Raw genomic sequence first — 24,352 nt, 5'->3', positions numbered from 1 at the left:
AAAGCGATGACCAACACCATCCTCGACATCAACAATCTCGTCGTCTCCGTCGGCAAGAAGCCGAATGGACCGAAGATCATCGACGGCATCTCGATCCAGGTCCGTGAGCGCGAGACGCTGTGCCTCGTCGGCGAAAGCGGCTCGGGCAAGTCGGTGACCTCGCTCACCACGATGGGCCTCCTGCCGAAGGGCACGCTGGTTCCCACCGCTGGCAGCGTCAAGCTGGTCGGCGAAGAGCTGCTCACCGCGACCGACCGCCGCCTGCGCCAATTGCGCGCGACGCAGATGGCCATGATCTTCCAGGAGCCGATGACCGCGCTCAATCCGGTGGTGCCGGTCGGCCGCCAGATCGACGAGGTCCTGCGTGCACACACCAAGCTCGATGCCAGGGCGCGCAGGAAGCGCATCCTCGACATGATGGAGCAAGTCCACCTGCCCCAGGTCGAACGCATCTTCGCCTCCTACCCGCACCGCCTCTCCGGCGGCCAGCGCCAGCGCATCATGATCGCGATGGCGCTGGTGCTGGAGCCGAAACTCCTCATTGCCGACGAGCCGACCACCGCGCTCGATGTCACCACGCAGAAGCAGATCCTGAGCCTGATCCGCGAACTCCAGCGCGATCACGGCACCGCTGTGCTGTTCATCACCCACGACATGGGCGTGGTCGCCGAGATCGCCGACCGCGTCGCGGTGATGCGGCAGGGCCGCCTGGTCGAAACCGGTCCGCTCGATACCGTGCTGCGCAACCCGACCATGGAATACACCCGCAACCTGCTTGCCTCGGTGCCGAGCCTGGTGCCGCGGCCGCCGCGCGAGGAAAGCCGTGAGCCCGTGGTGCTGGAGGCCAACGACCTCAGCAAGGTCTACAAGGAGCGCGCGTTCTTCGGCAAAGGCCGCGAGGTCGTCGCCGCCGACAAGGTGACGCTGACGTTGCGCAAGGGCCGTACGCTCGGCATCGTCGGCGAAAGCGGCTCGGGCAAGTCGACGGTGGCACGCTGCATCGTGCGCCTGATCGACCCGACCTCCGGCGGCGTGCGTCTCGCCGGGCGCGAGATCGCCGACATCTCGCGGCGGCTGCTGCAGCCGCACCGGCAGAAGATCCAGATCGTGTTCCAGGATCCCTACCGCTCGCTCAACCCGCGCGTCACCATCGGCGAGAGCATCGCCGAAGGCCCGATCAATTACGGCGTCGCGCACACTGACGCGATGAAACGGGCGCGCGAGCTGCTCGAGCTCGTCGGCCTGCCGGCCGATGCGGTGTCGCGCTATCCGCACCAGTTTTCCGGTGGCCAGCGTCAGCGCATCGCCATTGCCCGCGCGCTCGCGCTCGACCCCGACGTGCTGGTCGCGGACGAGGCGGTCTCCGCGCTCGACGTCTCGGTACAGGCGCAGGTGCTGGAACTCTTCGACGAGATCCAGAAGCGTCTCGGCATCGCGATCCTGTTCATCACGCATGATTTGCGCGTCGCCGCGCAAATCTGCGACGAGGTCGTGGTGATGCAGCACGGCCGCGTCGTCGAGCAAGGCCCCGCCGCCGAGGTGCTGACGCATCCGAAGGAGGCCTACACCAAGGCGCTGCTCGATGCCGCTCCGGGCCGCGACTGGGACTTTGCGAACTTCCGGCCGGTGTCGGAGGGCGTGGGAGTCAGCGCGTAAGCCTTTCCCCTCGTCATTGCGAGCGAAGCAATCCAGAATCCCTCCGCGGAAACGGTCTGGATTGCTTCGCTACGCTCGCAATGACGGTGATCGCGGGAAGTATTCCCAAAACAGCTTAAAGCCATGCGCGGCGCGATGGCCTGCCTTGCTTGCCCTCGCCGCAACGCCGGGGCTAACGTCGCGCACCTTCAATTGGGACTGAACTGAATGACCCGTATCGCCGTCGGCGGCTTCCTGCACGAGACCAACACCTTCGCCCCGACGAAGGCGACATTTGCGGACTTCCAGCATGGCGGCGGCTGGCCGGCGATGACGGAAGGCGCCGACGTGTTGAAGGTGATGCGGCGCATCAATGTCGGCCTCGCCGGCTTCGTCGACAGCGCTGAAGCGAACGGCTGGGAACTCGTTCCGACGATCGCCTGCGGGGCGAGCCCCTCGGCACACGTCACCAGGGATGCCTTCGAGCGCATCGTGAAGGTGATGGTCGACGGCATCGCAGCCGCCGGCCCGATCGATGCGGTCTATCTCGATCTGCACGGCGCCATGGTGACCGAGCATCTCGACGACGGCGAAGGCGAGATTCTCGCCCGCGTGCGCCCCGTCATCGGCAAGGATGTTCCGCTGGTCGCCAGTCTCGACCTGCACGCCAACGTCACGCCCGAGATGATCGAGCATGCCGACGCGCTGATCGCCTACCGCACCTATCCCCATGTCGACATGGCCGAGACCGGCCGCGCCTCGGCGCGGCATCTCGCCCTGCTGCTGAAGACGAAGCAGCGCTTCGCAAAGGCGTTCCGGCAATTGCCGTTCCTGATCCCGATCAGCTGGCAATGCACCAACGACCAGCCGACCAAAGGCATCTACGAACAGCTCGCAGCGCTGGAGAGCGACGCGGTTCCGACGCTCTCTTTCGCGCCCGGCTTCCCCGCCGCCGACTTCCGCGATTGCGGTCCGAGTGTGTTCGCTTATGGAAGGACGCAGGCGGATGCCGACCGCGCGGCGGATGCGATCGTCAAGCTGATCGAAAGCCACGAGGACGATTTCGACGGCAAGATCTGGTCCCCCGACGACGGCGTGCGTCACGCCATGGAACTCTCGAAGACCGCGAGCAAGCCCATCATCATTGCCGACACTCAGGACAATCCCGGCGCCGGCGGCGATTCCGACACCACCGGCATGCTGCGCGCGCTGGTGCGCAACAAGGCGAGCGCCGCGACCGGCGCGATCTACGATCCGGTTTCAGCCAAGGCTGCGCATGAGGCCGGCATTGGCGCCACCGTGACGCTGTCGCTCGGCGGCAAGTCCGGCATCCCCGGCGACGAGCCTTATCGCGAGACCTTCGTGGTCGAAAAGCTCTCCGACGGCCGCTTCATCGCGCCCGGCCCTTATTATGGCGGTCGCGAGATGGAGATGGGTCCCTCGGCCTGCCTGCGCATCGGCGACGTCCGCGTCGTCGTTTCCTCGCACAAGGCACAGCTCGCCGACCAGGCGATGTACCGCTATGTCGGCATCGAGCCCACCGAAGAGAAGATCCTGGTCAACAAGAGCTCAGTGCACTTCCGCGCCGACTTCGAGCCGATCGCGGAAAAGCTGATGATCTGCGCCGCGCCCGGCGCGATGCCGGCCGACACCGCAACGCTGCCCTGGACGCGCCTGCGCCCGGGCATTCGCATCAAGCCGAACGGCCCCGTTTTCAATCCTCCTTCACACTAACCGGACAGGAACACATGCCCACGATCGACCGCATCGACGGCTACGCCGACGAACTCACCGCCATCCGCCGCGACCTCCATGCCCATCCCGAGATTGGCTTCGAGGAAGTGCGCACCTCCGGCATCGTCGCCGACAAGCTGAAGAGCTGGGGCATCGAGGTGCATCGCGGCCTCGGCGGCACCGGCGTGATCGGCGTCATCAAGGGCAAGGGTTCGAGCAACAAGCGCATCGGGCTTCGCGCCGACATGGACGCGCTGCCGATGGAAGAGAACACCAATCTGAAATGGAGTTCGAAAATCCCCGGCCGCTTCCACGGCTGCGGCCATGACGGCCACACCACCATGCTGCTCGGCACCGCGCGCTATCTCGCCGAGACCAGGAATTTCGACGGCACCGTGCACCTGATCTTCCAGCCGGCCGAGGAAGGCCTCGGCGGCGCCCGCGCGATGATCAAGGACGGCCTGTTCGAGAAGTTTCCGTGCGATGAGCTCTACGGCCTACACAACGCGCCCGATCTCAACCACGGCGAGATCGCGATCCTGCCGGGCCCGGCGATGGCCAGCGCCGACTTCTTCGACCTCCGCATCACCGGCTATGGCGCGCATGGCGCGATGCCCGAACGCTCCAAGGACGCGGTGATCATCGCGACCACGCTGGCGCAGGCGATCCAGACCATTGTCAGCCGCAACGTCGAGCCGCTGCAGGCCGCCGTCATCTCGATCACCCAGATCCACGCCGGTTCCGCCTACAACGTCATCCCCGGCGACGCGCATCTGTGCGGCACCATCCGCACCTTCTCGAAAGAAGTCCGCACCCTGATCAGCGAACGCATCCGCACGATCTGCGCCGGCATCGCGAGCGCCTATCAGTGCGTGATCGACGTCGACATCCGCGATACCTTCGACGTGCTGGTCAACCAGGTCGAGCAGTCCAAGGTGGTCGAGGAGGTCGCGTGCACCATCGTCGATCCCGCCAACGTGATCACCCGCGCCCAGCCGAAGATGGGCAGCGAGGATTTCGCCGACATGCTGCAGACCATTCCCGGCGCCTATTTCTGGGTCGGCCATGACGGCTCGGTGCCCGTGCACAATCCCGGCTTCGTGCTCGACGACAAGATCCTGCCGATCGGTGCCAGCATGTTCGCCCGGATCATCGAGACGCGCATGCCGGTAGGTGCCCATGCATAAAAAGAACGTCGAACAGGCGGTCACCCCGCTGCACGATCTGTCCGCGGTCGATCTGATCGCGGGCTATCGCGCCAAGCAATTCTCGCCGAGCGAGGTGCTGGAGGACGTGCTTGCGCACGTCGCTGCGTGGGAGCCGCATCTGAAGGCGCTCTATGCATTCGACCCCGACAGCGCGCGCGAGGCCGCGAAGGCCTCGACCGCGCGCTGGGCCGGCGGCGAGCCTTCCGGCGTGCTCGACGGCGTTCCGGTCACAGTGAAAGACAACATCGCGACCAAGGGCGTGCCGGTGCCGCTCGGGGCGGCCAGCGTCAAGCTCGTGCCGGCCGAGAAGGATGCCCCGCCCGCCGCGCGGCTGCGCGAGGCCGGCGCGATCATCTTCGCCAAGACGACCATGCCCGATTACGGCATGCTGTCCTCCGGACTCTCCAGCTTCCACGCGCTCGCGCGTAACCCTTGGGACCTCTCCAAGAACCCCGGCGGCTCCAGCGCGGGCGCAGGCGCGGCAGCGGCGGCCGGCTACGGTCCGCTGCATCTCGGCACCGATATCGGCGGCTCGGTGCGCCTGCCCGCCGCTTGGTGCGGCCTCGTCGGATTGAAGCCGAGTTTTGGCCGGGTGCCGATCGATCCCACCTATGTCGGCCGCGTCGCCGGCCCGATGGCCCGCACGGTCGACGATTGCGCGCTGATGATGAGCGCGATCGCAAAGCCCGACCGGCGCGACGGCATGAGCCTGCCCGCCGAACCGCTCAACTGGAAGGGCCTGGAGAAATCTCCGCGCAAGCTGCGCATCGGCCTGATGCTGGATCCCGGCTGCGGCCTGGCGCTCGAGAAGCCGGTGCGCGAAGTCGCGGTGAAAGCGGCCAAGGCGTTCGAATCCGCCGGCGCCGTCGTGACCGAGGTCGACGGCATTCTCACGCGCGAGATGCTCGATGGCCTCGACAACTTCTGGCGTGCGCGGATGTGGGACGATCTGGCCAGGCTGACGCCGGCCGAACAGGCCAAGGTGCTGCCCTATATCTTCAAATGGGGCGAGTCCGGCGCCAAGCTGTCGGGCGTCGACGTCATCCGCGGCTTCAACCAGACCATGGCGATCCGCGCGGCGGCGTCAAAGCTGTTCTGCGAGCTCGATTACGTGATTTCGCCGACCGCGCCAAACGTGAACTATCCGGCGGAGTGGGCTTCCCCCACCAACGATCCGATGAAACCGTTCGAGCACATCGCCTATACCGTGCCGTGGAATATGTCGGAGAACCCCGCCGTCTCGATCAACGGCGGCTTCGACGCCAAGGGGTTTCCCATCGGCGTGCAGATCGTCGGCCGCCGCTTCGACGATATCGGCGTGCTCGGCATGGCCAAGGCCTTTGAAGGTTTGCGCGGGCCGCAGCGGCCCTGGCCGAGCCCGCCGGCGAAGTAACATGCGTCATGGCCGGGCTTGTCCCGGCCATCTACGTTCCTCTACAGGCCGCTACGTGCCCAGTCCGCGCAAGACGGACGGTGGCGACCATGCATCTCGTCTCAGCGAGACCGAATTCAAGACAGCGAAGGAAACCACCCATGGCTTATGAGACGATCAAATACGAGGTCGCCGAGCAGATCCTCACCATCACGCTGAACCGGCCCGACAAGCTCAACGCCTTCAACGCGCAGATGCAGGCCGAACTCATCGACGCATTCGACGCCGCCGACAAGGACGACAATGTCCGCGCCATCATCGTGACCGGCGCCGGCCGTGGTTTTTGCGCGGGCGCCGACCTCTCCTCCGGCGCCGACACGTTCGATCGCGACGCGCGCCGTGGTCCCGTGAAGCGCTTCGCCGACGGCAAGGTCGATTACAGCGATCCGCAGGTGCGCGACGGCGGCGGCCAGGTGACCTTGCGCATCTTCAAATGCCTGAAGCCGGTGATCGCCGCCGTGAACGGCCCCGCGGTCGGCATCGGCGTGACCATGCAGCTCGCGATGGACATCCGCATTGCGTCGGATGCCGCGCGGTTCGGCTTCGTGTTCTCCCAGCGCGGCATTGTGCCCGAGGCCGCATCAAGCTGGTTCCTGCCGCGCATCGTCGGCATATCGCAAGCGCTGGAATGGTGCTATTCGGGCCGCGTATTTCCGGCGCAGGAGGCGCTTGCCGGGCGTCTCGTTAGCAAGGTCGTTGCTCCCGATGATCTGCTTCCAACGGCCCGCGCGCTCGCCAAGGAATTTGCCGCCAAGACCGCCCCGGTGTCAGTGGCGCTGATCCGCCAGATGATGTGGCGGATGATGGGCGCTGACGATCCCATGGAAGCCCACAAGGTCGACAGCCGCGGCATCTACGCCCGCGGCCGCTCGGACGACGTCAAGGAAGGCGTGGTGTCGTTCCTGGAGAAGCGTCCGGCGCAGTTCAAGAACAAGGTGTCCAGCGACATGCCGGACTATTTCCCGTGGTGGACGGAGCGGGAGTATAAGTGACGCTCTCGTAGGGTCATTACGGCACCGTCACTCCATCACCAGCGCCACCCGCCCGATCGCCTTACGGTCGAGCAACAGCCGCATCGCCTTCGCATACTCTTCCAGCGGCAGGCGATGCGACACGTTCGGGCGCAGCTTGCCCTCCTCCGCCCATTGCAGCAGCGCCTTCAGGCGCACCTCGCCGAGCGCCGGATTCTTCCGCACCGCTTCACCCGCGCGCACGCCGAGCACGCTGGCGCCCTTGATCAGCAGGAGATTGGTTTTCGCCGAGCCGATGCCGCCGGTGAAGCCGATCACCAGGAGCCGCGCGCCCCAAGCGATGCAGCGCATCGAATCCTCAAAGACCTGGCCGCCCACGGGATCGAACACGACATCGGCGCCGCGACCATCGGTGATGCGCTTGACGGCATCGCGAAACGGCTCGCGGTCGTAGCGCACGAGATGATCCGCGCCGCGGGCCTTGGCGATGGCGAGTTTCTCGTCGCTGGAGGCGGTCGCGATCACGGTTGCACCCAGCATCTTGCCGATCTCGACGGCAGCAAGGCCAACGCCGCCGCCGGCGCCATGCACCAGCAGCACCTCGCCGGGCGCAATTCGGCCGCGATCAATCAACGCATGATAGGCGGTGCCATGACCGGCGAGATAGGTCGCAGCCTCGGCGTAGTCGAATGTCGACGGCTTGGGAGTGAGCTGCGACGGCGTGACGACGGCTTCCTCGGTGAATGCGCCGTGGCGCATCTTGACGATGACCTTGTCGCCGACGGCAACACCGCGCGCCTCCGCGCCCACCTCGGTCACGTCACCAGCGGCTTCCATGCCCGGCGTGAACGGCAGTTCCGGCTTGAGCTGATATTCGCCGGCGGCCATCAGCACGTCGGGAAAATTCAGCCCGGCGGCCCGGATCGCGACGCGCACCTCCCCCGGCTTCAGAACGCGCGGCGGAAACTCCTCCAGCCGCAACGTTTCGGGCGAGCCGAACGTGCGGCAGACGACAGCGCGCACCATCAGGCCGCGCTCGCCTTGCTGCGCAACAGCGCCTCGCGGATCAACGGCAGGCGGTCATTGCCAAAGTACATATCGGTCTTGCCAACGAAGATCGTCGGCGAGCCGAAGCCGCCGCGGGCGACCACCTCTTCCGTATTCGCCTTGAGCTGATCCTTGATGCCCTGCTCCGAGATACCCGCGAAGAATTTTGGCGCGTCGATGCCGACCTGCTTGCAGATGTCGGCAAGCACCGCGTCCTGCGAGATGTCCTTGTCACCGCCCCAATAGGCCTCGAACACGGCCGTTGCAAACGGCACCATGTCCTTCCCGAGCCAGATACAGCCGCGCATCACCTTCACGCTGTTCACCGGAAACACAGTCGGCGGCATCTTGATCGCAAGACCTACCGAACGCGCCCAGTCCTGAAGGTCCTTCTTCATATAGCGCGCCTTCAGCGGCACCGGCGTCTCCCGCTGCGCGTAGACGCTCGGGTTGACCGTGTTGAAGATGCCGCCGACCAGGATCGGCCGCCAGACGATCTCAGCGCCCAATTCCCTGGCGAGCGGCTGGATGTTGTGGAAGGCGAGATAGGTCCAGGGGCTGGAGCAGTCGAAGAAGAATTCGATCATGGCGTTTCCTTTTTCTTGTATCGGTAAGCTCTATCTTCCGTCATTGCGAGCGAAGCGAAGCAATCCAGAATCTTTTTCCGCGGAAACAGTCTGGATTGCTTCATCGCCAGCGCAAAATTGCTTCGCAATTTTGTCGCGGGCTCCTCGCAATGACGAGGTGAGAGCAGTGGCCGTTAGTTCCTTCCCAGCACTTCCTTCGCACGCTGGCCAAACATGATCTTGCGTGATTCCTCGTCGAACGGCTCTTTGACGAATTTTCCGATCGCAAGCCCCGCCTGCACCTGCGGCCTGGCGCGGACTTCGGCATACCAGCGCTTGACGTTCGGATAGTCGTCGAGCGTAAAGCCCTGCGCCTTGTGGGTCATGGTCCAGGGGAAGCAGGCGATGTCGGCGATGGAATAATCGCCGGTGACATAGGCGCCGGTCTTCTCCAGCTGCCGGTCGAGTACCCCATACAGCCGGGCCGCCTCGTCGCGGTAGCGCTGGATCGCGTAAGGGATCTTCTCCGCCGCATAGAGCGCGAAATGGCCGTGCTGGCCGAGCATCGGCCCGAGCCCGGCCATCTGCCACATCACCCACTGGATGGTGGTGGAGCGGCCGCGCAAGTCGGTGGCCAAGAAGCGGCCGGTCTTCTCCGCCAGATAAATCAGGACTGCGCCGGTCTCGAAGGCCGAGAACGGTTCGCCGCCGTCGGCGGGTGCGTGATCGACGATCGCGGGGATGCGGTTGTTCGGGGAGATCGCCAGAAACTCGGGGCTGAACTGCTCGCCGGCGCGGATGTTGACGGGCTTCACGTCATAGGGAAGCCCGAGCTCCTCCAGCATGATCGAGATTTTCCAGCCGTTCGGCGTCGGCGCGTAATAGAGGTCGATCATGACCTTTCCTTTGGCCTTCCCTGCTCCCGTCGCCGGAATAGAGAGCGACTTTTGTTGTTCTGTACCTTGACGTTAGGACATGGCAGGAAGGGGCGCAACACAACCTGCCGGGAGGGCCGCCATGCTGTTTCCAACCACGATCGCCGGCTCCTTGCCGAAGCCGGAATGGCTCGCCGAGCCCAACATGCTCTGGGCGCCCTGGAAGTCGCAAGGCGACGAGCTTCTCCGCGCCAAGCGCGACGCGACGCTGATCTGGGTCAAGTTCCAGGAGGACGCCGGCATCGACATCGTCACCGAAGGCGAGCAGGCCCGGCAGCATTTCGTCCACGGCTTCCTGGAGAAGGTCGAAGGCATCGACTTCGCCCACAAGGTCGAGATGGGCATCCGCAAGGATCGCTACAAGGCGATGGTGCCGCAGGTGGTCGCGCCGCTCCGGCTCAGGGAACGCGTTCATGCCTTTGAGGCGCGCGCGGCGCGCACGCATACAAAGAGGAAGCTGAAGTTCACGCTGCCCGGCCCCATGACCATCATCGACACCATTGCCGATCGCTACTATGGCGACCGCGTGAAGATGGCGTTTGCCTTCGCCGAGCTGCTCAACGAGGAAGCGAAGGCATTGCAGGCCGACGGCGTCGATCTCGTGCAGTTCGACGAGCCGGCCTTCAACGTCTACATGGACGAGGTCAACGATTGGGGCATCAAGGCGCTGGAGCGCGCCGCGCAGGGCCTCACCTGCGCCACCGCGGTGCACATCTGCTACGGTTATGGCATCAAGGCCAACACCGACTGGAAGGAGACGCTGGGCAGCCAGTGGCGGCAGTATGAGCAGATCTTCCCCGCGATCGACGCCAGCCCGATCCAGCAGGTCGCGATCGAATGTCGCAATTCGAAAGTGCCGCTCGATCTGCTCGCGCTCTTGAAGAACAAGATCGTGCAGGCCGGCGTGATCGACGTCGCCAGCGACATTGTGGAGACGGCCGAAGACGTCGTTCAGGTGATCGACGCGGTGTCGAAATTCGTGCCCAAGAGCAACATCATCGCCACCACCAATTGCGGCATGGCGCCGATGGCGCGCGAGATCGCCGAAGCCAAGCTGATGGCGCTCGGCGCAGGTGCGGCGCTGGCGCGCGAGAAACTGGGGTGATCACGACGACGGCGTTGGACTTACTCTAGCCTGACGCCGTCCGATGCAGCATGGGCTGGTAGCCGGCATTGAGCGTGCGTAGCGTCGAGGGTGGCGTCAGCAACGCCACCTCGCCAAGCTGGCGCTCGACCGTGCCATAGCCCGCCGGCGACCACAGCAGCGCCCTGCCCTGCGTCACCAAAAAGCTCTCGTCGCCCTGCTGAACCATCGCACCGGCGGGGAGCTGTTCGAGCGGCACCATCAGCGCGTGCAGCCGTTTCCTGCCATGATCGAGCCGCTCGTGATGCAGCACCGTGTCGATGTCGTGCATGCGGACGTCGTGGACGCGATTGCCCTTCTCCCACGCGGCCCGGAAGCGATTGGCATCGTCGCGGCGGCAATAGAAGCAGGGGCGATGGCCTGCGGCGAGTGCGGTGGCCTCGTCCAGGAAGAACAGCTCGGTCCAGCTTCGCTGTGCCATCACCTCGCGGCGGCGGCCCCGGAATTCACAAGTGCAGGTGAGCCAGGCCGTCGACGACCAGCGCTTCCTCAGCAGTGTCTTCGTCGCGGGATCATGGATGATGCCGCGATTGCCGGTGAACAGGCCGCGGTGCGGGGTGGCGATGATGTCGCCGGTGGGGGTGACGCGGTTTTGCAGGGGGCGAGTAGCGAATAGCGAATTGCGAATGGAGGATTCACTATTCGCCATTGGCCACTCGCCATTCGCCTTCAGTCACGCCGCGCCGTCGCGCAGCGGCGGGTGGTAGGACAGCGCGGTGTCCCAGGGGAAGAAGATCCAGGTGTCCTGCGAGACTTCCGTGATGAAGGTGTCAACCAGCGGACGGCCCATCGGCTTGGCGTAGACGGTGGCGAAATGCGCATCGGGCAGCATCTCGCGCACCAGCTTGCCGGTCTTGCCGGTGTCGACGAGATCGTCGACGATCAGGAGGCCCTTGCCGGTGCCGCCGCCGAGCTTCATCGCCGCTTCCGAAATGCCCTTGAGGACCTGGAGCTCGCCCTGCTTGTTGTGGTCGTAGCTGGCGATACAGACCGTATCGATCACGCGCACGCCGAGCTCGCGCGCCACGATCGCCGCCGGCACGAGGCCACCGCGGGTGATCGCGATCACCGCGTGGAACGGACCGACCTCGTTGAGCCGCCAGGTCAACGCCCGGCAATCCCGGTGGAATTGGTCCCAGGAGACCGGAAAGGCCCTGCCCGCCCGCTCCTGTGCGCTCAGTTCCGGTGCTTCACCAGCCATCGTCGTCTCCTGCCATTGGTCTGCGGGCAGTTTTCTCTGCTAGCGGGTGATGTTCAATTCCGCCAGCATTTCCTTCACCGCCGCCATCGCGGATGCGAGCTTGTCCGCATCGCGCGAGCGCACCACCAGATTGGTGTTCGGCTTCTGCTCCTCGTCCATGAAGGGATAGCTGCCGATGATGGTGTCGGGATGAGCGGCGGCGATCGCTCGCAAGGGGCTGCCGATGTCGCCCTCCCGCGCATTGGCGCGAACCGATTCGGACAGCATGCGCACACCCGACTTCAGCTTGGGCGAGACGATATCCATCATCGCCTGCATGATCGAGGGCACGCCGGCCATGACGATGACATTGCCGATCTTGAAGCCGGGGGCGAGGATGGTCGCGCTCTGGATCAGCTCGGCACCGTCGGGGATGCGGGCCATGCGCAGGCGGGCCTCGTTGAGATCCTGCTCGCTCCAGCGCTCGCGGAAACGGGCGACCACCTCCGGGTGGTGGTCGATGCCGACGCCGAACGCCTTGGCGACGCTGTCGGCAGTGATGTCGTCATGGGTCGGCCCGATGCCGCCCGTGGTGAAGACGTAGGTGTAGCGATGCCGCAGTGCGTCCAAGGCCGCGATGATGTCGGCCTCGTCGTCGGAGACGACCCGGACCTCCTTCAGGTCGATGCCGATATTGGTGAGGTATTCGGCAATGAAACCGATATTCTTGTCCTTGGTCCGGCCGGACAGAATTTCGTCCCCAATGACCAGAATGCCCGCCGTGACGATCTCGCTCATAACTTAAGTCCCTCACCTGTGGCGCCGACTTTGCCGAGGTAACGCGTTGAAGTCACGCGGTTTTGCTGTCGAAATAAGCAGTCCTCAGCCATTTTTTCAGGCAAGCCGCCGGCCATATCAGGCAAATGCCCTCTCTCCATGCTTATCGCGCTGGCCCGGCCCTTGCTACCACCTCAGAGTCATGCACTCTTGCCGCATGGCCAGGACGTTGCGGCTTCACCAGGGCTTGGCGACCTGTCCAATGGCGCAACGCCTCGCGGAGACAAGTCGGGATCTATGGCAGTCGCGTTTGATGAAATGAATATTCCCGGCGGGGAGCTTCGCCCCGCCTATGAGGAGCTGGCGCGCTGGCTCAAGGAGACGCCTCCCGAGGCGCTCGAATATCGCCGCCAGGAGGCCGAGCTCCTGTTCCGCCGCATCGGCATCACCTTCGCGGTCTATGGCGAGGCCGAGTCCACCGAGCGGCTGATCCCCTTCGACGTGATCCCGCGGATCATGTCGGGCAAGGAATGGGCGCTGCTGGAAAAGGGCCTGAAGCAGCGCGTGCGCGCGCTCAACATGTTCCTGCGCGACATCTATCACGGCCGCGACATCCTGCGCGCAGAGATCGTACCCGACGATCTGATCTTCCAGAACCCGGTCTTCCGGCCCGAGATGAACGGCCAGCAGGTGCCGCACGACGTCTATGTGCACATCGCCGGCATCGACATCGTCCGGGTCGACGCCAACGACTTCATCGTGCTGGAGGACAATGCGCGGACGCCGTCCGGTGTCTCCTACATGCTGGAAAACCGCGAGATCATGATGCGGCTGTTTCCGGATCTGTTCGCCCGCCACAGGGTGGCGCCGGTCGAGCGCTATCCGGACGAGCTGCTCTCGGCGCTCCGCTCCGTCGCGCCGCAAAGCGCATCGGGCGAGCCGACGGTGGCCCTGCTCACTCCCGGCGTCTACAACTCCGCCTATTACGAGCACTCCTTCCTCGCCGACAAGCTCGGTATCGAGCTGGTCGAGGGCCGCGATCTCATCGTCAAGAACAACGAAGTGTTCATGCGGACGACGGAAGGGCTGAAGCGGGTCGACGTCATCTATCGCCGCGTCGACGACGACTTCCTCGATCCCCTCACCTTCCGTCCCGATTCCGTGCTCGGCGTGCCCGGGCTGATGTCGGCCTATGCGGCCGGCAACATCACGCTCGCCAACGCCGTCGGCACCGGGATTGCCGACGACAAGGCGATCTACTCCTACATGCCTGACATCGTGAAATTTTATCTCGGCGAGGAGCCGATCCTGAAGAACGTGCCGACCTGGCGCTGCCGCGAGCCGAAGGATCTCGCCTACGTGCTGGACAATCTCGGCGAGCTCGTCGTCAAGGAGGTTCATGGCTCCGGCGGCTACGGCATGCTGATCGGACCTGCCGCGACCAAAGCGACGATCGAAGCGTTTCGCGAGAAGCTCAAGCGCGAGCCGGAAGGTTTCATCGCGCAGCCGACGCTGGCGCTCTCGACCTGCCCGACCTGCACGGCGTCAGGCCTTGCACCTCGCCATGTCGATTTGCGGCCGTTCGTGCTCACCGGCAGCAAGCGCACCACGATCGTGCCGGGCGGGCTGACCCGCGTCGCGCTGAAGGAAGGCTCCCTTGTGGTCAATTCCAGCCAGGGCGGCGGCACCAAAGACACCTGGATCCTGGACGAGTAGACAGATGCTGTCGCGTACCGCCGAAAACCTCTACTGGCTCGCCCGCTACGTCGAACGGGCCGAGTATCTCGCGCGCACCATCGATGCGACCTTGCGCGTCACCGCGCTTCCCGCCGCCTATGTCGGCAAAACCAACGAATGGGACTCGGCGCTGCTCACCGCCGGCGTCGCCGCCAGCTTCTATCAGACCTATGAGGAAGCCAACGAGCACAATGTCGTCGACTACCTCTCGTTCTCCGTGGACAATCCGTCCTCGATCAGGAACTGCATCGAAGCGGCGCGGCTGAATTCGCGCTCGGTGCGCACCGCGCTGACCAGCGAGATGTGGGACACCATCAACTCGGCCTGGATCGAGCTTCAGGCGGTCTGGAGCAAAGGCACCTCGACGCGCGAGGACCTCGCCAAATTCCTCCGCTTCGTGCAGGAGACCTCGCTCCGCTTCGACGGCTCGGCCTACCGGACCATGCTGCGCAACGACGCCTACTGGTTCTCGCGGATGGGCGTGCATCTGGAGCGCGCCGACAACACCGCGCGCATTCTCGACGTGAAGTATCACGTGCTGCTGCCTGAGGAGGAGCATGTTGGCGGCCCGCTCGACTTCTATCAGTGGAGCTCGATCCTGCGCTCGGTATCGGCGCTGACGGCCTATCATTGGGTCTATCGCGAAACGCTGAAGCCCTGGCTGATTGCGGACCTGCTCATCCTCAACGACACGCTGCCGCGCTCGCTGGCGAGCTGCTACGGCAACCTCGTGCGCAACCTCGACCAGATCGGCGTCGCCTATGGCCGCCAGGGCCCGGCCCAGCGCCACGCCCGCGGCATCCGCAACCGGCTGGAACACAGCAATATGAACGACATTTTCCAGCACGGCGTGCATGAATTCATTCAGGAATTCATCACGGACAATTCCAGGCTGGGCGAAATCATCACGAAGCAGTATTTGATCTGATGTCCTCCGACTGACGAAATAGGATACCGTCATGGCCGGGCAAAAGCGCGAAGCGCGTCTTCGCGCTAGATGTCCCGGCCATCCACGTTCTTCGCGCGACGAGAAAGAACGTGGATGCCCGGGACAAGCCCGGGCATGACGGAGCTTCTTTGCGGCGGCAGTCGGCCTCACAACTAACGACACGGTCTACCATGCGCCTGCGAATCCTGCACACCACGACCTATCGCTACGAGCCGCCGGCCACGAGCGTGATCCAGATCCTGCGCATGACACCCGGCAGCCATGACGGGCAATATGTGGCGGAATGGCAGATCGACGTCTCCACGGACACCAAGCTCGACACGCATGAGGACGCGTTCGGCAACGTCACACACGTGCTGTCCTGCGGACCGGTCGGCGACATCAAGATCATCGCCGAAGGACTGATCGAGACCCACGACACCGGCGGCGTGCTGCGCGGCACCGACGAGCGCTTTCCGGCCGGCATGTTTCTTCGCTCCACCGACCTCACCACCGTCAATCCGGCGATGATGGCGGTTGCGCGCCAGTTGCGCAGCGAGGCCGAGCGCGACACGCTCGGCTTCCTGCATACGCTGATGAGCCAGATTGCCGATCACATGACCTTCGACGAGGACCCCACCCACAGCGGCACCTCGGCGGCGGAGGCGTTCACGCTCAAGCGCGGGGTCTGCCAGGACTACGCGCACATCTTCATTGCCTGCGCCCGCGCCGGCGGCGTACCGGCGCGCTTCGTCTCCGGCCATTTCCTTCGCTCGGACGGTATGCTGCATCAGGACGCCGGGCACGCCTGGGCGGAGGCCTACGTGCCCGATCTCGGCTGGATCGGCTTCGACCCCGCCAACAGCATCTGCGCCACCGACGCTCATGTCCGCGTCGCGATCGGGCTCGACTATCTCGGCGCAGCACCGGTGCGCGGCACCCGTTATGGCGGCGGCACGGAGACGCTGACGGTGGCGGTCAAGGTCGAGCAGGCCGGCCGCGGCGGGCAGTCGCAATCGCAGTCACAGTGGCAAAGCTAGGCGCAACCGTCCAAATGCAAGGCCGTGCTACACTCGCGGAACCAAACTGTCCCCGCGAGGTACCCCATGGCAACCGTTAAGCTGCTTTCGGACGATGAACTCTCCACCGAAGCGCGCGCCGTCTTCGACGATATCCGCAAAGTGCGGAAATCGGATTTCGTCAACAATTTCTGGCGCGCGCTGGCGCATGATCCGAAGACGCTGCGGCGGACCTGGGAGAGCATCAAGGAAGTGATGGCTCCGGGCGCGCTCGATCCCAAGGTCAAGGAAATGCTCTATGTCGCGGTCTCGATCGCGCATGGCTGCAGCTACTGCATCCATTCGCACACCGCCGCCGCACGGGCCAAGGGCATGACCGAGGCCGAATATGGCGAGTTGCTCGCCATCGTCGGCATGGCCGCAGAGACCAATCGTCTTGTCACAGCGCTCGGCGTGCCGGTTGATGAGGCGTTTCTGGTCGATGCCGCAGATTGAGCGGCGAAACTAACTGTCATTCCGGGGCGCGCGTAGCGCGAGCCCGGAATCCATCAGGCGGCAAGGTTAGTTGAGGAATGGATTCCGGGCTCGCGACTTCGTCGCGCCCCGGAATGACAGCAGGAATGGGGTTGGAGCGGCCCCCGAAATTCGCTAGTAATTCCGCGCAAACGCGTTCGGGGACTGGAAATGACCTATTGTTGCGGAATCCTGGTTCGGGACGGTCTGGTGATGATCGCCGATACCCGCACCAATGCCGGTCTCGACAACGTCTCGACCTTCCGCAAGCTTCACATCTTCTCGAAGCCCGGCGAGCGCATCATGGCGATCGCCAGCGCCGGCAACCTCGCCATCAGCCAGTCGGTGCTGTCGACGCTGACCGAAGGCCTGGAGGACCCCAACACGGGCGAGCTCGAGACGCTGATGAACGCACCGACCATGTTCCAGGCCGCCCAGCGCATCGGCCGGGCAATCCGGGCGGTGCACGCGACCGAAGGGCCGGCGCTGAGATCCGAGGACGTGTCCTTCGACGTCTCGTTCCTGTTCGGCGGCCAGATCAAGGGCTCCCGGATGCGACTGTTCATGATCTACACCGCCGGCAACTTCATCGAGTGCACCACCGACACGCCCTATTTGCAGATCGGCGAGCACAAATACGGCAAGCCGGTGCTCGACCGCGCCATGCATTACGACGTTGAGCTCTACGAGGCGCTGAAGACCGGCCTGATCTCGATGGACTCGACCATGCGCTCGAATCTCGGCGTCGGCCTGCCGATCGACGTGCTGGTGGTACGCGCGGACGCCTGCGAGGCCGATCTCAACCACCGCATCGAAGCCGGCGAGCCCTATTTCCACGATCTGCGCTCGCGCTGGTCTGCGGCCCTGCGGGCGGCACACCAGAACATTCCGCGGCCGCCCTACAAGAACGAAAAAGAACCGAAAACCTGACAGCAAGAAAAGGCAGGAAACGATGAGTGAAGCAAAGAAGATCGCAGTGGTGACCGGCGCCGGCACCGGCGTCGGGCGCGCGGCGTCGCTGGCATTGATGAACACCGGCTTCACCGTGGTGCTGGTCGGGCGCCGGCTCGACATGCTCGAGGAGACCGCAAAGCTCGGTCCCGCCGGCAAGAGCCTGTGCGTCACCGCCGACATGACCAAGCCGGATTCGATCGCCGCGCTGTTCGACAAGGTGAAGGCGACCTACGGCCGGCTGGACGTGCTGTTCAACAATGCCGGCATGGGCGCCCCTCCGGTGAATTTCGAGGATCTCACTCTCGAGCAGTGGCAGGCGGTGGTGAACACCAACCTCACCGGCCCGTTCCTGTGCACCCAGCACGCGTTCCGCATCATGAAGGACCAGACCCCGCGCGGCGGCCGCATCATCAACAACGGCTCGATCTCGGCGCATGCGCCGCGGCCGTTCTCGGCAGCCTACACCTCGACCAAGCACGCCATCACCGGCCTGACCAAGGCCTCCAACCTCGACGGCCGCATGTACGACATCGCGGTCGGCCAGGTCGACATCGGCAATGCCGCGACGCCGATGACCGATCGCATGGTCAACGGCCCCGGCGTGCTGCAGCCCGACGGCACATCGAAGCAGGAGCCGCGCATGGACGCGAAGGCGGTCGGCGACGCCGTCGCCTACATGGCCGGCCTGCCGCTCGACGCCAACGTGCTGACCATGACGGTCATGGCGACCAAGATGCCGTTCGTGGGGCGGGGTTAGTCGCCGCTCTCGTGCCCCGGACGCAGCGCGGCATGCAATGGCGCGCTGCTGAGCCGGGGCCCATGCCTCCGCGATCTCGTTCTTGGCCCTTCTGGGTCCCGGCTCTGCGGTGCGTCACTTCGTGCCGCCCCGCGTCCGGGACACGCGATCTTCCCTACTCCAAGCTCTCCACCTGCCGCAGGCTCGGAAACAGCTTCATCCAGAGCAGCGCCACCGCGACGGTGGCAACGCCGCCGAGCACGGCGGCTGGCATGACACCGAGCAGCGCGGCTGCCACGCCGCTCTCGAACTGGCCGAGCTGGTTCGAGGCGTTGATGAAGAGGAAGTTCACCGCGCCGACTCGGCCGCGCATCTCGTCGGGCGTGGACAGCTGCACCAACGAGAAGCGGATCACGACGCTGATCGTATCCGCGGCCCCGAGGATCGCGAGCGCGAGCACCGACAGCCACATCCAGGGCGACAGCGCGAACACGATGGTGGCGAGGCCGAACACGATCACGGCCTGGAACATGCGCAGGCCCACATGCCTGGAGATGGCGTGGCGCGCCAGCACCATGGTCATCAGGAGCGCGCCGACCGCGGGCGCCGCACGCAGCACGCCGAGCCCGACCGGGCCGGTCTGGAGGATGTCGCGGGCATAGATCGGCAACAGCGCAGTGACGCCGCCGAACAGCACCGCGAACAGATCGAGCGAGATGGTGCCGAGGATTGCGGGATTGCTGCGGATGAAGCGGACGCCGGCGAAGATGTTGTCCGCGTCCGTCCCCTCCTTGGCAACCGCCTGCGGGCGCGGCCGGATGAAGCCGGTCAGGATCATCCCGAAGATCCAGAACACCACCATCATGGCATAGGCAAGATGCGGGGCGACCGCATAGGCGAGGCCGCCGAGCGCCGGCCCGGTGATGGTCGCGACCTGCGCCGCGCCGCTGGAGACGGCGGTGGCGCGCTGGAGCGAGCCCTGCGGCGCGATCAACGGCAGCAACGCCGCCGTGGTCGGGCTCTCGAATGCGCCGGCGATGCCGAGCACGAAGGTCGCGATGAAGATCTGCACCTCGCTGACCGCGCCGAGATAAGTGATGGTTGCGAGATAGAGCGCGGTTGCCGCTTCGACGAGCTGGCAGAGCTGGACCACGCGCTTGCGCTCGAAACGGTCGGCAGCGTGGCCCGCGACGAACACCAGGAGCGCGGTGGGCAGGAACTGGACCAGGCCGACCATACCGAGGTCGAAGGCCGAGCCGGTGAGATCGTAGATCTGCCAGCCGATCGCGACCGCCGCGATCTGGCTGGAAAAGCGCGACAGGCTGCGCGAGAGCAGGAAGAACAGGAAGGCGCGGTGGGCGAGGAGCGCGCCGGCGCTGACCGGCGGATGTCCGGATATTGGCTGCTCTGGCATCGCCTCGTGGATCGTCTTTTGGGTCACCCTCGGACCGCTCGCCCCCTGATATCGACGGCCCCCCGCGTGGCTGAGGCGGGCCCGCTTGTCAACAGCGGGGCGTATCCCGCATCTCCCGGCATTGCCTTTGCAGCACAGGCGCGGCCATAATCATTGAGGGTTTGGGGACATCATGCTGCGCTTGCAATCGGCACTCGGCATTTTCGCATTGCTGTTGATCGCCTTCGCGCTCGCAGAAAATCGACGCGCCGTGTCGCTGCGACAGGCGGCGATCGGCCTCGTCGCCACCTTCGTCACCGCGATCGTGCTCCTGAAGCTACCGATCGTCGCGCGCGCCTTCGGTGCCATCAACGAGGCGGTCGGTGCGATCTCCGCGGCCTCGCGCGCCGGCTCCGCCTTCGTGTTCGGCTATATCGGCGGCGGCCCCCCGCCCTTCGATCTGAAGGTGCCGGGCGCCGATTTCATCCTGGCGTTCCAGGCGCTGCCGATCGTGCTGGTCATGAGCGTGCTGACGACGCTGCTGTTCTATTGGCGCGTGCTGCCGCCGATCGTGCGCGGCATGGCCTGGCTGCTGGAGCGGACGCTGGGCGTCGGCGGCGCGGTAGGCCTGTCGACCGCCGCCAACATCTTTCTCGGCATGGTCGAGGCACCGCTGTTCGTGCGGCCCTATCTGAAACAGATGACCCGCAGCGAGCTGTTCCTGGTGATGACCGGCGGCATGGCGGGCATCGCCGGCACGGTGCTGGTGCTCTATGCGACGTTCCTTGCTCCCCTCATCCCTGATGCCGCCGCGCATTTCGTCATCGCCTCGGTGCTGGGCGCGCCGGCTGCGATCCTCGTCAGCCTGATCATGGTGCCTGAAACCTCCGACAAGCGCACCGGCGGCACGTTGGGGGATCCCCGGGTCGCCAGCGATCCCGAGATGGAGGTCTCCGGCACGATGGATGCGATCGTGAAGGGCACCACCGCAGGGATTGAGCTGCTGATCAACATCGTCGCGATGCTGCTGGTGCTGGTGGCGCTGGTCTATCTCGTCAACGCCATCCTCGGCCTCTTGCCACACATCGGCGGCGCCACGGTCTCGTTGCAGCGCCTGCTCGGCCTCGTGATGGCGCCGGTGTGCTGGCTGATGGGATTGCCGTGGGATCAGGCGGTGACGGCGGGCAGCCTGATGGGCACGAAGACCGTGCTCAACGAGCTGATCGCCTATGTCGATTTCTCGAAGCTGCCGCCCGATGCACTCGATCCGCGCTCGCGCCTGATCATGCTCTATGCGATGTGCGGCTTCGCCAATTTCGCCAGCCTCGGCATCATGATCGGCGGCCTGGGCGTGATGGCGCCCGAGCGGCGCGAGGAGATCAACGCGCTCGGACTGAAGTCGATCCTGTCGGGGACGCTGACGACGTGCTTGATGGGGGCGGTGGTGGGGGTGTTGACGTAATCTCCCTCGTCATTCCGGGGCGCGCGTAGCGCGAACCCGGAATCAGAGCGGCGGAGACGGTGGATGAATGGATTCCGGGCTCGCGACTTCGTCGCGCCCCGGAATGACATCACGCCTTTAACTCCACCGTCCTGAACTCCGCCGGCAGGATTACCTCGAGTAGCTCGACGTCGTCGGAATAGTCCAGGATCATGTGCTTGATCTTCGGCGGCTGGGTCCAGGCGCTGCCTTCTTTCATCAGCGTCTCGCCCTGCCCGTCCATGTAGGTCTTCACCCAGCCCTTGAGCACGTAGACCATCTGGAATTCGACGTCGTGGAAGTGCAGCTTCGAGACCTCGGCCGGATTGCAGGGGCCTTGCAGGCGGATCACATGCGCTTGCGCGAGACCATGGGACGCTGCGGCAATGCCGAGGTCGCGGTATTTGGCGTAGGCGCGCAGGCCGTCGGCCTTGAAGTCTTCCTCGCGGTGATGGCTGATCGCGATGCGTTGCCTGGGGCGCGCGGGCTTTTTCGGAGCCACAATGCGGGCCTTCGCCTTCACCGCTTTGCGCGCCGACGATCGCGCCGCCGCCTTTGCTCCGCTGCGCTTCTTCACCGCAGTCTTCGTTGCGGGTCTTGATGCCTTTTGCTTGGCCATTGTCTGCCTCCCTGATCTGAGCTGCACCCGCCGGACGGGTACGACCCGAAGGCAGATTATCCAGTCTTGGACGAGGCAGCAATTGCGGGCTGGTCAGTCGAAGATCCAATCGTAGCTTGTCCCAGGCTGTCGTGGCGAGCCGCCCTCGTCTCGTATTCGTTCTCACGCTGAATTAATCTCGCCGGGAGATCCTGGGGAATTTGATTCATGGGCAGCAGCGTAGGTCAGCGTGCATTTCAAAATGCTCGGCTTCAGAAGCGACAGAAAGCCGAAGTGCTGCCATTGCTCGGGCATGCACTCCAGTTGCACAAGATGGGGCTTTTCCCCGAGGCCCAGGCCGCCTATCGCCAACTCCTGCAGCTCGCCCCCAACCAATTCATCGCGCTGCATATGCTCGGCGTGTTGGAGGCCGATGCCAAGAACTATCAGCAGGCGGAAACTCTGCTGAGCCGGGCGGTCGCCGTCGATCCGCGGTCGGCCGATGCTCATATGAGCCTGGGCGTCGCGCTCAACGGACTACGGCGTCACGGCGAGGCCTGCGCGAGCTATCGAAAGGCCCTCGCCTTGCGGCCCAACCACGCCGTAACCCTCTCCAATCTCGGTAACGCGAGCGTGGCCCTCGACCTTCACGAGGAGGCGCTCCACAGCTACGACAGGGCGCTCGCACTCAATGCAAGCCTTGCTGAAGCCCATAACGGCCGGGGCTGGGCGCTCAGCCGTCTGCGCAACTATGACGGGGCGCTCGCAAGCCTAGACCGCGCGCTATCGATCAAGCCTGACTACGCCGCGGCGCTGGCGAACCGCGCGGTTGCATTGCGGGAACTTCAGCGATTTGACGAAGCCCTGGCAGATGGCAATCGGGCGATCGCGCTGGCACCCGACGAGGCGAATGGGTGGCTCGCGCGGGCCGGTGTCCTGCTCCAGATCCAGCAAATCGCCCAGGCTTCGCACGATTGCGAGCAGGCTCTCGCGATCGCTCCCGATTCCATTCAAGCTCACCTGGTGCTGGGCCTTTGCCTCGCCGGGCTTGGCCGGGTCGACGAAGCCCTCGCCAGTTTCGGCAGAGCCCTCGACATCCAGCCTGACCTCCAAAGCGCGATCTCCAACAAGATATTCACGCTCGATTTTGTGGGGGATGCCACCGTCGAACGGCACCAGCAGGCGCGGCAGGTATGGTGGGAGCGTGTCGGCGCGAAGATCGCTTCGGAGGCGGCCGGACCGCATGACAACAGCCGCGATCCGGATCGCCGCTTGGTGCTTGGCTATGTCTCGTCGGACTTCAACGCGCATTCGGCCGCGTTCATTTTCAAGCCAGTGCTGCAACACCATGACCGGGCACAGTTCGAGATCGTTTGCTACTCTTGTTCGTCAAAAGTGGACACGACGACCAGCGAATTCCAAGGGATTGCCGATCGCTGGCGCGACGCCTCGCAATGGACCGACGAGCGTCTCGACGCCGAGATCCGCGCCGATGGCGTCGATATCCTGATCGATCTGTCCGGCCATACCAGAGGAAACCGTCTCAGCGTGTTTGCGCGCAAGCCGGCACCGATCCAGGTCCATGGCTGGGGCCACGGCACTGGCACCGGACTGCCGACGATCGATTATCTGTTCTCGGACCCGGTCGCGATTCCTTTCGCGGTCCGGCACCTGTTTGCGGAGACCGTTGTCGACCTGCCGTGCTTTGTGACGCTGACGCCACTGCCGGCCGGGATTGAGCGGGCGCCGACCCCGGCGATCTCGAACGACTTCGTCACATTCGGCGTCTTCAACCGCATCAGCAAGATTTCGGACGAGGCCGCGGAAGTCTGGTCCAGGATTCTCAAGCGAGTGCCGGGTTCGCGACTGCTGATCAAGGATGTTGCGCTTGACGATCAGCTGGTCCGCGACAATCTGCTGGCACGGTTTGCGGCTTGCGGATTGCCGGCCGAACGCGTCGATCTGCTCGGAGCCACCTTGCGGAGCGAGCATCTGGCATCCTTCAATCGCGTCGATATCTGCCTCGACCCGTTCCCGCAGAACGGCGGCGTCAGCACATGGGAAGCCCTGCAGATGGGCGTGCCGGTGGTGGCGAAACTCGGCAACAGCCTGCCCAGCCGTGCTGCCGGCTCCATCCTCACGGCGCTTGGCCTGCCGGACTGGGTCACGGATAGCGATGAGGGCTATATCGAAATCGCTGTTGGCCATGCCGCTGACATCGATGCACTCGATCGCTTGCGCCGCGACCTGCCTGGACAGATCGACTCCGCGGCCGCCGGCAACCCTGTCCCATATGCGCGGGCGGTGGACGAGGCCTACCGCGCGATGTGGAAGCGCTATTGCAACGGCGGCGTCTGAGCTCCGC

General features: G+C 64.8%; 22 protein-coding genes. 14 read left to right on the top strand and 8 right to left on the bottom strand.

Going from position 1 to position 24,352, the window contains the following annotated elements; translation table 11 throughout:
* Nucleotides 1-6: 6 nt before the first annotated feature.
* From IVA81_RS35975 to IVA81_RS35955, 5 genes are all read left to right on the top strand, one after another.
* Nucleotides 7-1,656 (top strand): ABC transporter ATP-binding protein, encoded by a 1,650-nt coding sequence (locus IVA81_RS35975; protein ID WP_247327132.1) that lies wholly within the window; start codon nucleotides 7-9, stop codon nucleotides 1,654-1,656.
* A gap of 207 nt (nucleotides 1,657-1,863) precedes the next feature.
* Nucleotides 1,864-3,369 (top strand): M81 family metallopeptidase, encoded by a 1,506-nt coding sequence (locus tag IVA81_RS35970; protein WP_247327020.1) that lies wholly within the window; start codon nucleotides 1,864-1,866, stop codon nucleotides 3,367-3,369.
* Between the two features lie 14 nt (nucleotides 3,370-3,383).
* The gene (locus tag IVA81_RS35965; protein ID WP_247327018.1) at nucleotides 3,384-4,556 is read left to right on the top strand and encodes a M20 aminoacylase family protein; all 1,173 of its coding nucleotides are present in this window, start codon (nucleotides 3,384-3,386) and stop codon (nucleotides 4,554-4,556) included.
* Nucleotides 4,549-5,970 (top strand): amidase, encoded by a 1,422-nt coding sequence (locus tag IVA81_RS35960; protein WP_247327016.1) that lies wholly within the window; start codon nucleotides 4,549-4,551, stop codon nucleotides 5,968-5,970. The genes IVA81_RS35965 and IVA81_RS35960 overlap by 8 nt, the downstream gene beginning before the upstream one ends.
* 140 nt (nucleotides 5,971-6,110) lie before the next feature.
* Nucleotides 6,111-7,001, top strand: a complete 891-nt coding sequence (locus IVA81_RS35955) for a crotonase/enoyl-CoA hydratase family protein (RefSeq protein ID WP_015685180.1) — start codon at nucleotides 6,111-6,113, stop codon at nucleotides 6,999-7,001.
* Nucleotides 7,002-7,028: 27 nt separating this feature from the next.
* Here IVA81_RS35955 and IVA81_RS35950 read toward each other — a convergent pair whose 3' ends face one another.
* The 3 genes from IVA81_RS35950 to IVA81_RS35940 form a co-directional block, all read right to left on the bottom strand.
* A complete protein-coding gene (locus IVA81_RS35950; protein ID WP_247327013.1) occupies nucleotides 7,029-8,006 on the bottom strand; it encodes an NADPH:quinone oxidoreductase family protein in 978 nt (325 codons plus the stop codon).
* Nucleotides 8,006-8,614, bottom strand: coding sequence for a 2-hydroxychromene-2-carboxylate isomerase (locus IVA81_RS35945; protein ID WP_247327010.1), 609 nt, complete (start codon nucleotides 8,612-8,614; stop codon nucleotides 8,006-8,008). The genes IVA81_RS35950 and IVA81_RS35945 overlap by 1 nt, the downstream gene beginning before the upstream one ends.
* Nucleotides 8,615-8,787: 173 nt before the next feature.
* Entirely contained in the window at nucleotides 8,788-9,489 is a 702-nt protein-coding gene (locus tag IVA81_RS35940) for a glutathione binding-like protein (RefSeq protein ID WP_247327005.1), read from the bottom strand.
* A 121-nt stretch (nucleotides 9,490-9,610) separates the two neighbouring features.
* Between IVA81_RS35940 and IVA81_RS35935 the strand changes: the two genes are divergently transcribed.
* Nucleotides 9,611-10,633, top strand: coding sequence for a methionine synthase (locus tag IVA81_RS35935; protein WP_247327003.1), 1,023 nt, complete (start codon nucleotides 9,611-9,613; stop codon nucleotides 10,631-10,633).
* A gap of 25 nt (nucleotides 10,634-10,658) precedes the next feature.
* Here the strand turns inward: IVA81_RS35935 and IVA81_RS35930 are convergent, their stop codons facing one another.
* From IVA81_RS35930 to IVA81_RS35920, 3 genes are read right to left on the bottom strand one after another with little or no spacing between them, the layout of a single operon-like run.
* Nucleotides 10,659-11,321 carry a hypothetical protein gene (locus IVA81_RS35930; protein ID WP_247327002.1) on the bottom strand — a complete coding sequence of 221 codons (663 nt, stop codon included), beginning with the start codon at nucleotides 11,319-11,321 and terminating at the stop codon, nucleotides 10,659-10,661.
* A 24-nt stretch (nucleotides 11,322-11,345) separates the two neighbouring features.
* Complete coding sequence (gpt, locus tag IVA81_RS35925; protein WP_212081434.1) at nucleotides 11,346-11,873, bottom strand: xanthine phosphoribosyltransferase; 528 nt, start codon at nucleotides 11,871-11,873, stop codon at nucleotides 11,346-11,348.
* A 39-nt stretch (nucleotides 11,874-11,912) separates the two neighbouring features.
* Complete coding sequence (locus tag IVA81_RS35920) at nucleotides 11,913-12,650, bottom strand: molybdopterin-binding protein (RefSeq protein ID WP_247327001.1); 738 nt, start codon at nucleotides 12,648-12,650, stop codon at nucleotides 11,913-11,915.
* A 276-nt stretch (nucleotides 12,651-12,926) separates the two neighbouring features.
* Between IVA81_RS35920 and IVA81_RS35915 the strand changes: the two genes are divergently transcribed.
* The 6 genes from IVA81_RS35915 (at nucleotide 12,927) to IVA81_RS35890 (ending at nucleotide 18,537) form a co-directional block, all read left to right on the top strand.
* On the top strand, nucleotides 12,927-14,345 hold the full coding sequence (locus tag IVA81_RS35915; RefSeq protein ID WP_247327000.1) for a circularly permuted type 2 ATP-grasp protein: 1,419 nt from the start codon (nucleotides 12,927-12,929) through the stop codon (nucleotides 14,343-14,345).
* Between the two features lie 4 nt (nucleotides 14,346-14,349).
* The gene (locus IVA81_RS35910; RefSeq protein WP_018322069.1) at nucleotides 14,350-15,294 is read left to right on the top strand and encodes an alpha-E domain-containing protein; all 945 of its coding nucleotides are present in this window, start codon (nucleotides 14,350-14,352) and stop codon (nucleotides 15,292-15,294) included.
* A gap of 191 nt (nucleotides 15,295-15,485) precedes the next feature.
* Nucleotides 15,486-16,334 carry a transglutaminase family protein gene (locus IVA81_RS35905; RefSeq protein WP_247326999.1) on the top strand — a complete coding sequence of 283 codons (849 nt, stop codon included), beginning with the start codon at nucleotides 15,486-15,488 and terminating at the stop codon, nucleotides 16,332-16,334.
* 66 nt (nucleotides 16,335-16,400) lie between these two features.
* The gene (locus IVA81_RS35900) at nucleotides 16,401-16,808 is read left to right on the top strand and encodes a carboxymuconolactone decarboxylase family protein (RefSeq protein ID WP_092259187.1); all 408 of its coding nucleotides are present in this window, start codon (nucleotides 16,401-16,403) and stop codon (nucleotides 16,806-16,808) included.
* A gap of 189 nt (nucleotides 16,809-16,997) precedes the next feature.
* Nucleotides 16,998-17,756 carry a proteasome-type protease gene (locus IVA81_RS35895; protein WP_194403044.1) on the top strand — a complete coding sequence of 253 codons (759 nt, stop codon included), beginning with the start codon at nucleotides 16,998-17,000 and terminating at the stop codon, nucleotides 17,754-17,756.
* 22 nt (nucleotides 17,757-17,778) lie between these two features.
* The gene (locus IVA81_RS35890) at nucleotides 17,779-18,537 is read left to right on the top strand and encodes an SDR family oxidoreductase (protein WP_247326998.1); all 759 of its coding nucleotides are present in this window, start codon (nucleotides 17,779-17,781) and stop codon (nucleotides 18,535-18,537) included.
* Between the two features lie 154 nt (nucleotides 18,538-18,691).
* Here the strand turns inward: IVA81_RS35890 and IVA81_RS35885 are convergent, their stop codons facing one another.
* Complete coding sequence (locus tag IVA81_RS35885) at nucleotides 18,692-19,930, bottom strand: MFS transporter (protein WP_247327130.1); 1,239 nt, start codon at nucleotides 19,928-19,930, stop codon at nucleotides 18,692-18,694.
* Between the two features lie 172 nt (nucleotides 19,931-20,102).
* Here IVA81_RS35885 and IVA81_RS35880 point away from each other — a divergent pair, with 172 nt between their 5' ends.
* Nucleotides 20,103-21,371 (top strand): nucleoside transporter C-terminal domain-containing protein, encoded by a 1,269-nt coding sequence (locus IVA81_RS35880; protein ID WP_247326997.1) that lies wholly within the window; start codon nucleotides 20,103-20,105, stop codon nucleotides 21,369-21,371.
* A 109-nt stretch (nucleotides 21,372-21,480) separates the two neighbouring features.
* Here the strand turns inward: IVA81_RS35880 and IVA81_RS35875 are convergent, their stop codons facing one another.
* Complete coding sequence (locus tag IVA81_RS35875) at nucleotides 21,481-22,008, bottom strand: cupin domain-containing protein (RefSeq protein ID WP_247326996.1); 528 nt, start codon at nucleotides 22,006-22,008, stop codon at nucleotides 21,481-21,483.
* 207 nt (nucleotides 22,009-22,215) lie between these two features.
* Here IVA81_RS35875 and IVA81_RS35870 point away from each other — a divergent pair, with 207 nt between their 5' ends.
* Nucleotides 22,216-24,345 (top strand): tetratricopeptide repeat protein, encoded by a 2,130-nt coding sequence (locus tag IVA81_RS35870; RefSeq protein WP_247326994.1) that lies wholly within the window; start codon nucleotides 22,216-22,218, stop codon nucleotides 24,343-24,345.
* The last annotated feature ends 7 nt before the right edge of the window (nucleotides 24,346-24,352 follow it).

The organism is Bradyrhizobium sp. 141 (assembly GCF_023074055.1).
In the GTDB taxonomy this organism is placed as follows: Bacteria; Pseudomonadota; Alphaproteobacteria; order Rhizobiales; family Xanthobacteraceae; genus Bradyrhizobium.
This window is presented reverse-complemented; position numbering and strand designations above follow the sequence as displayed.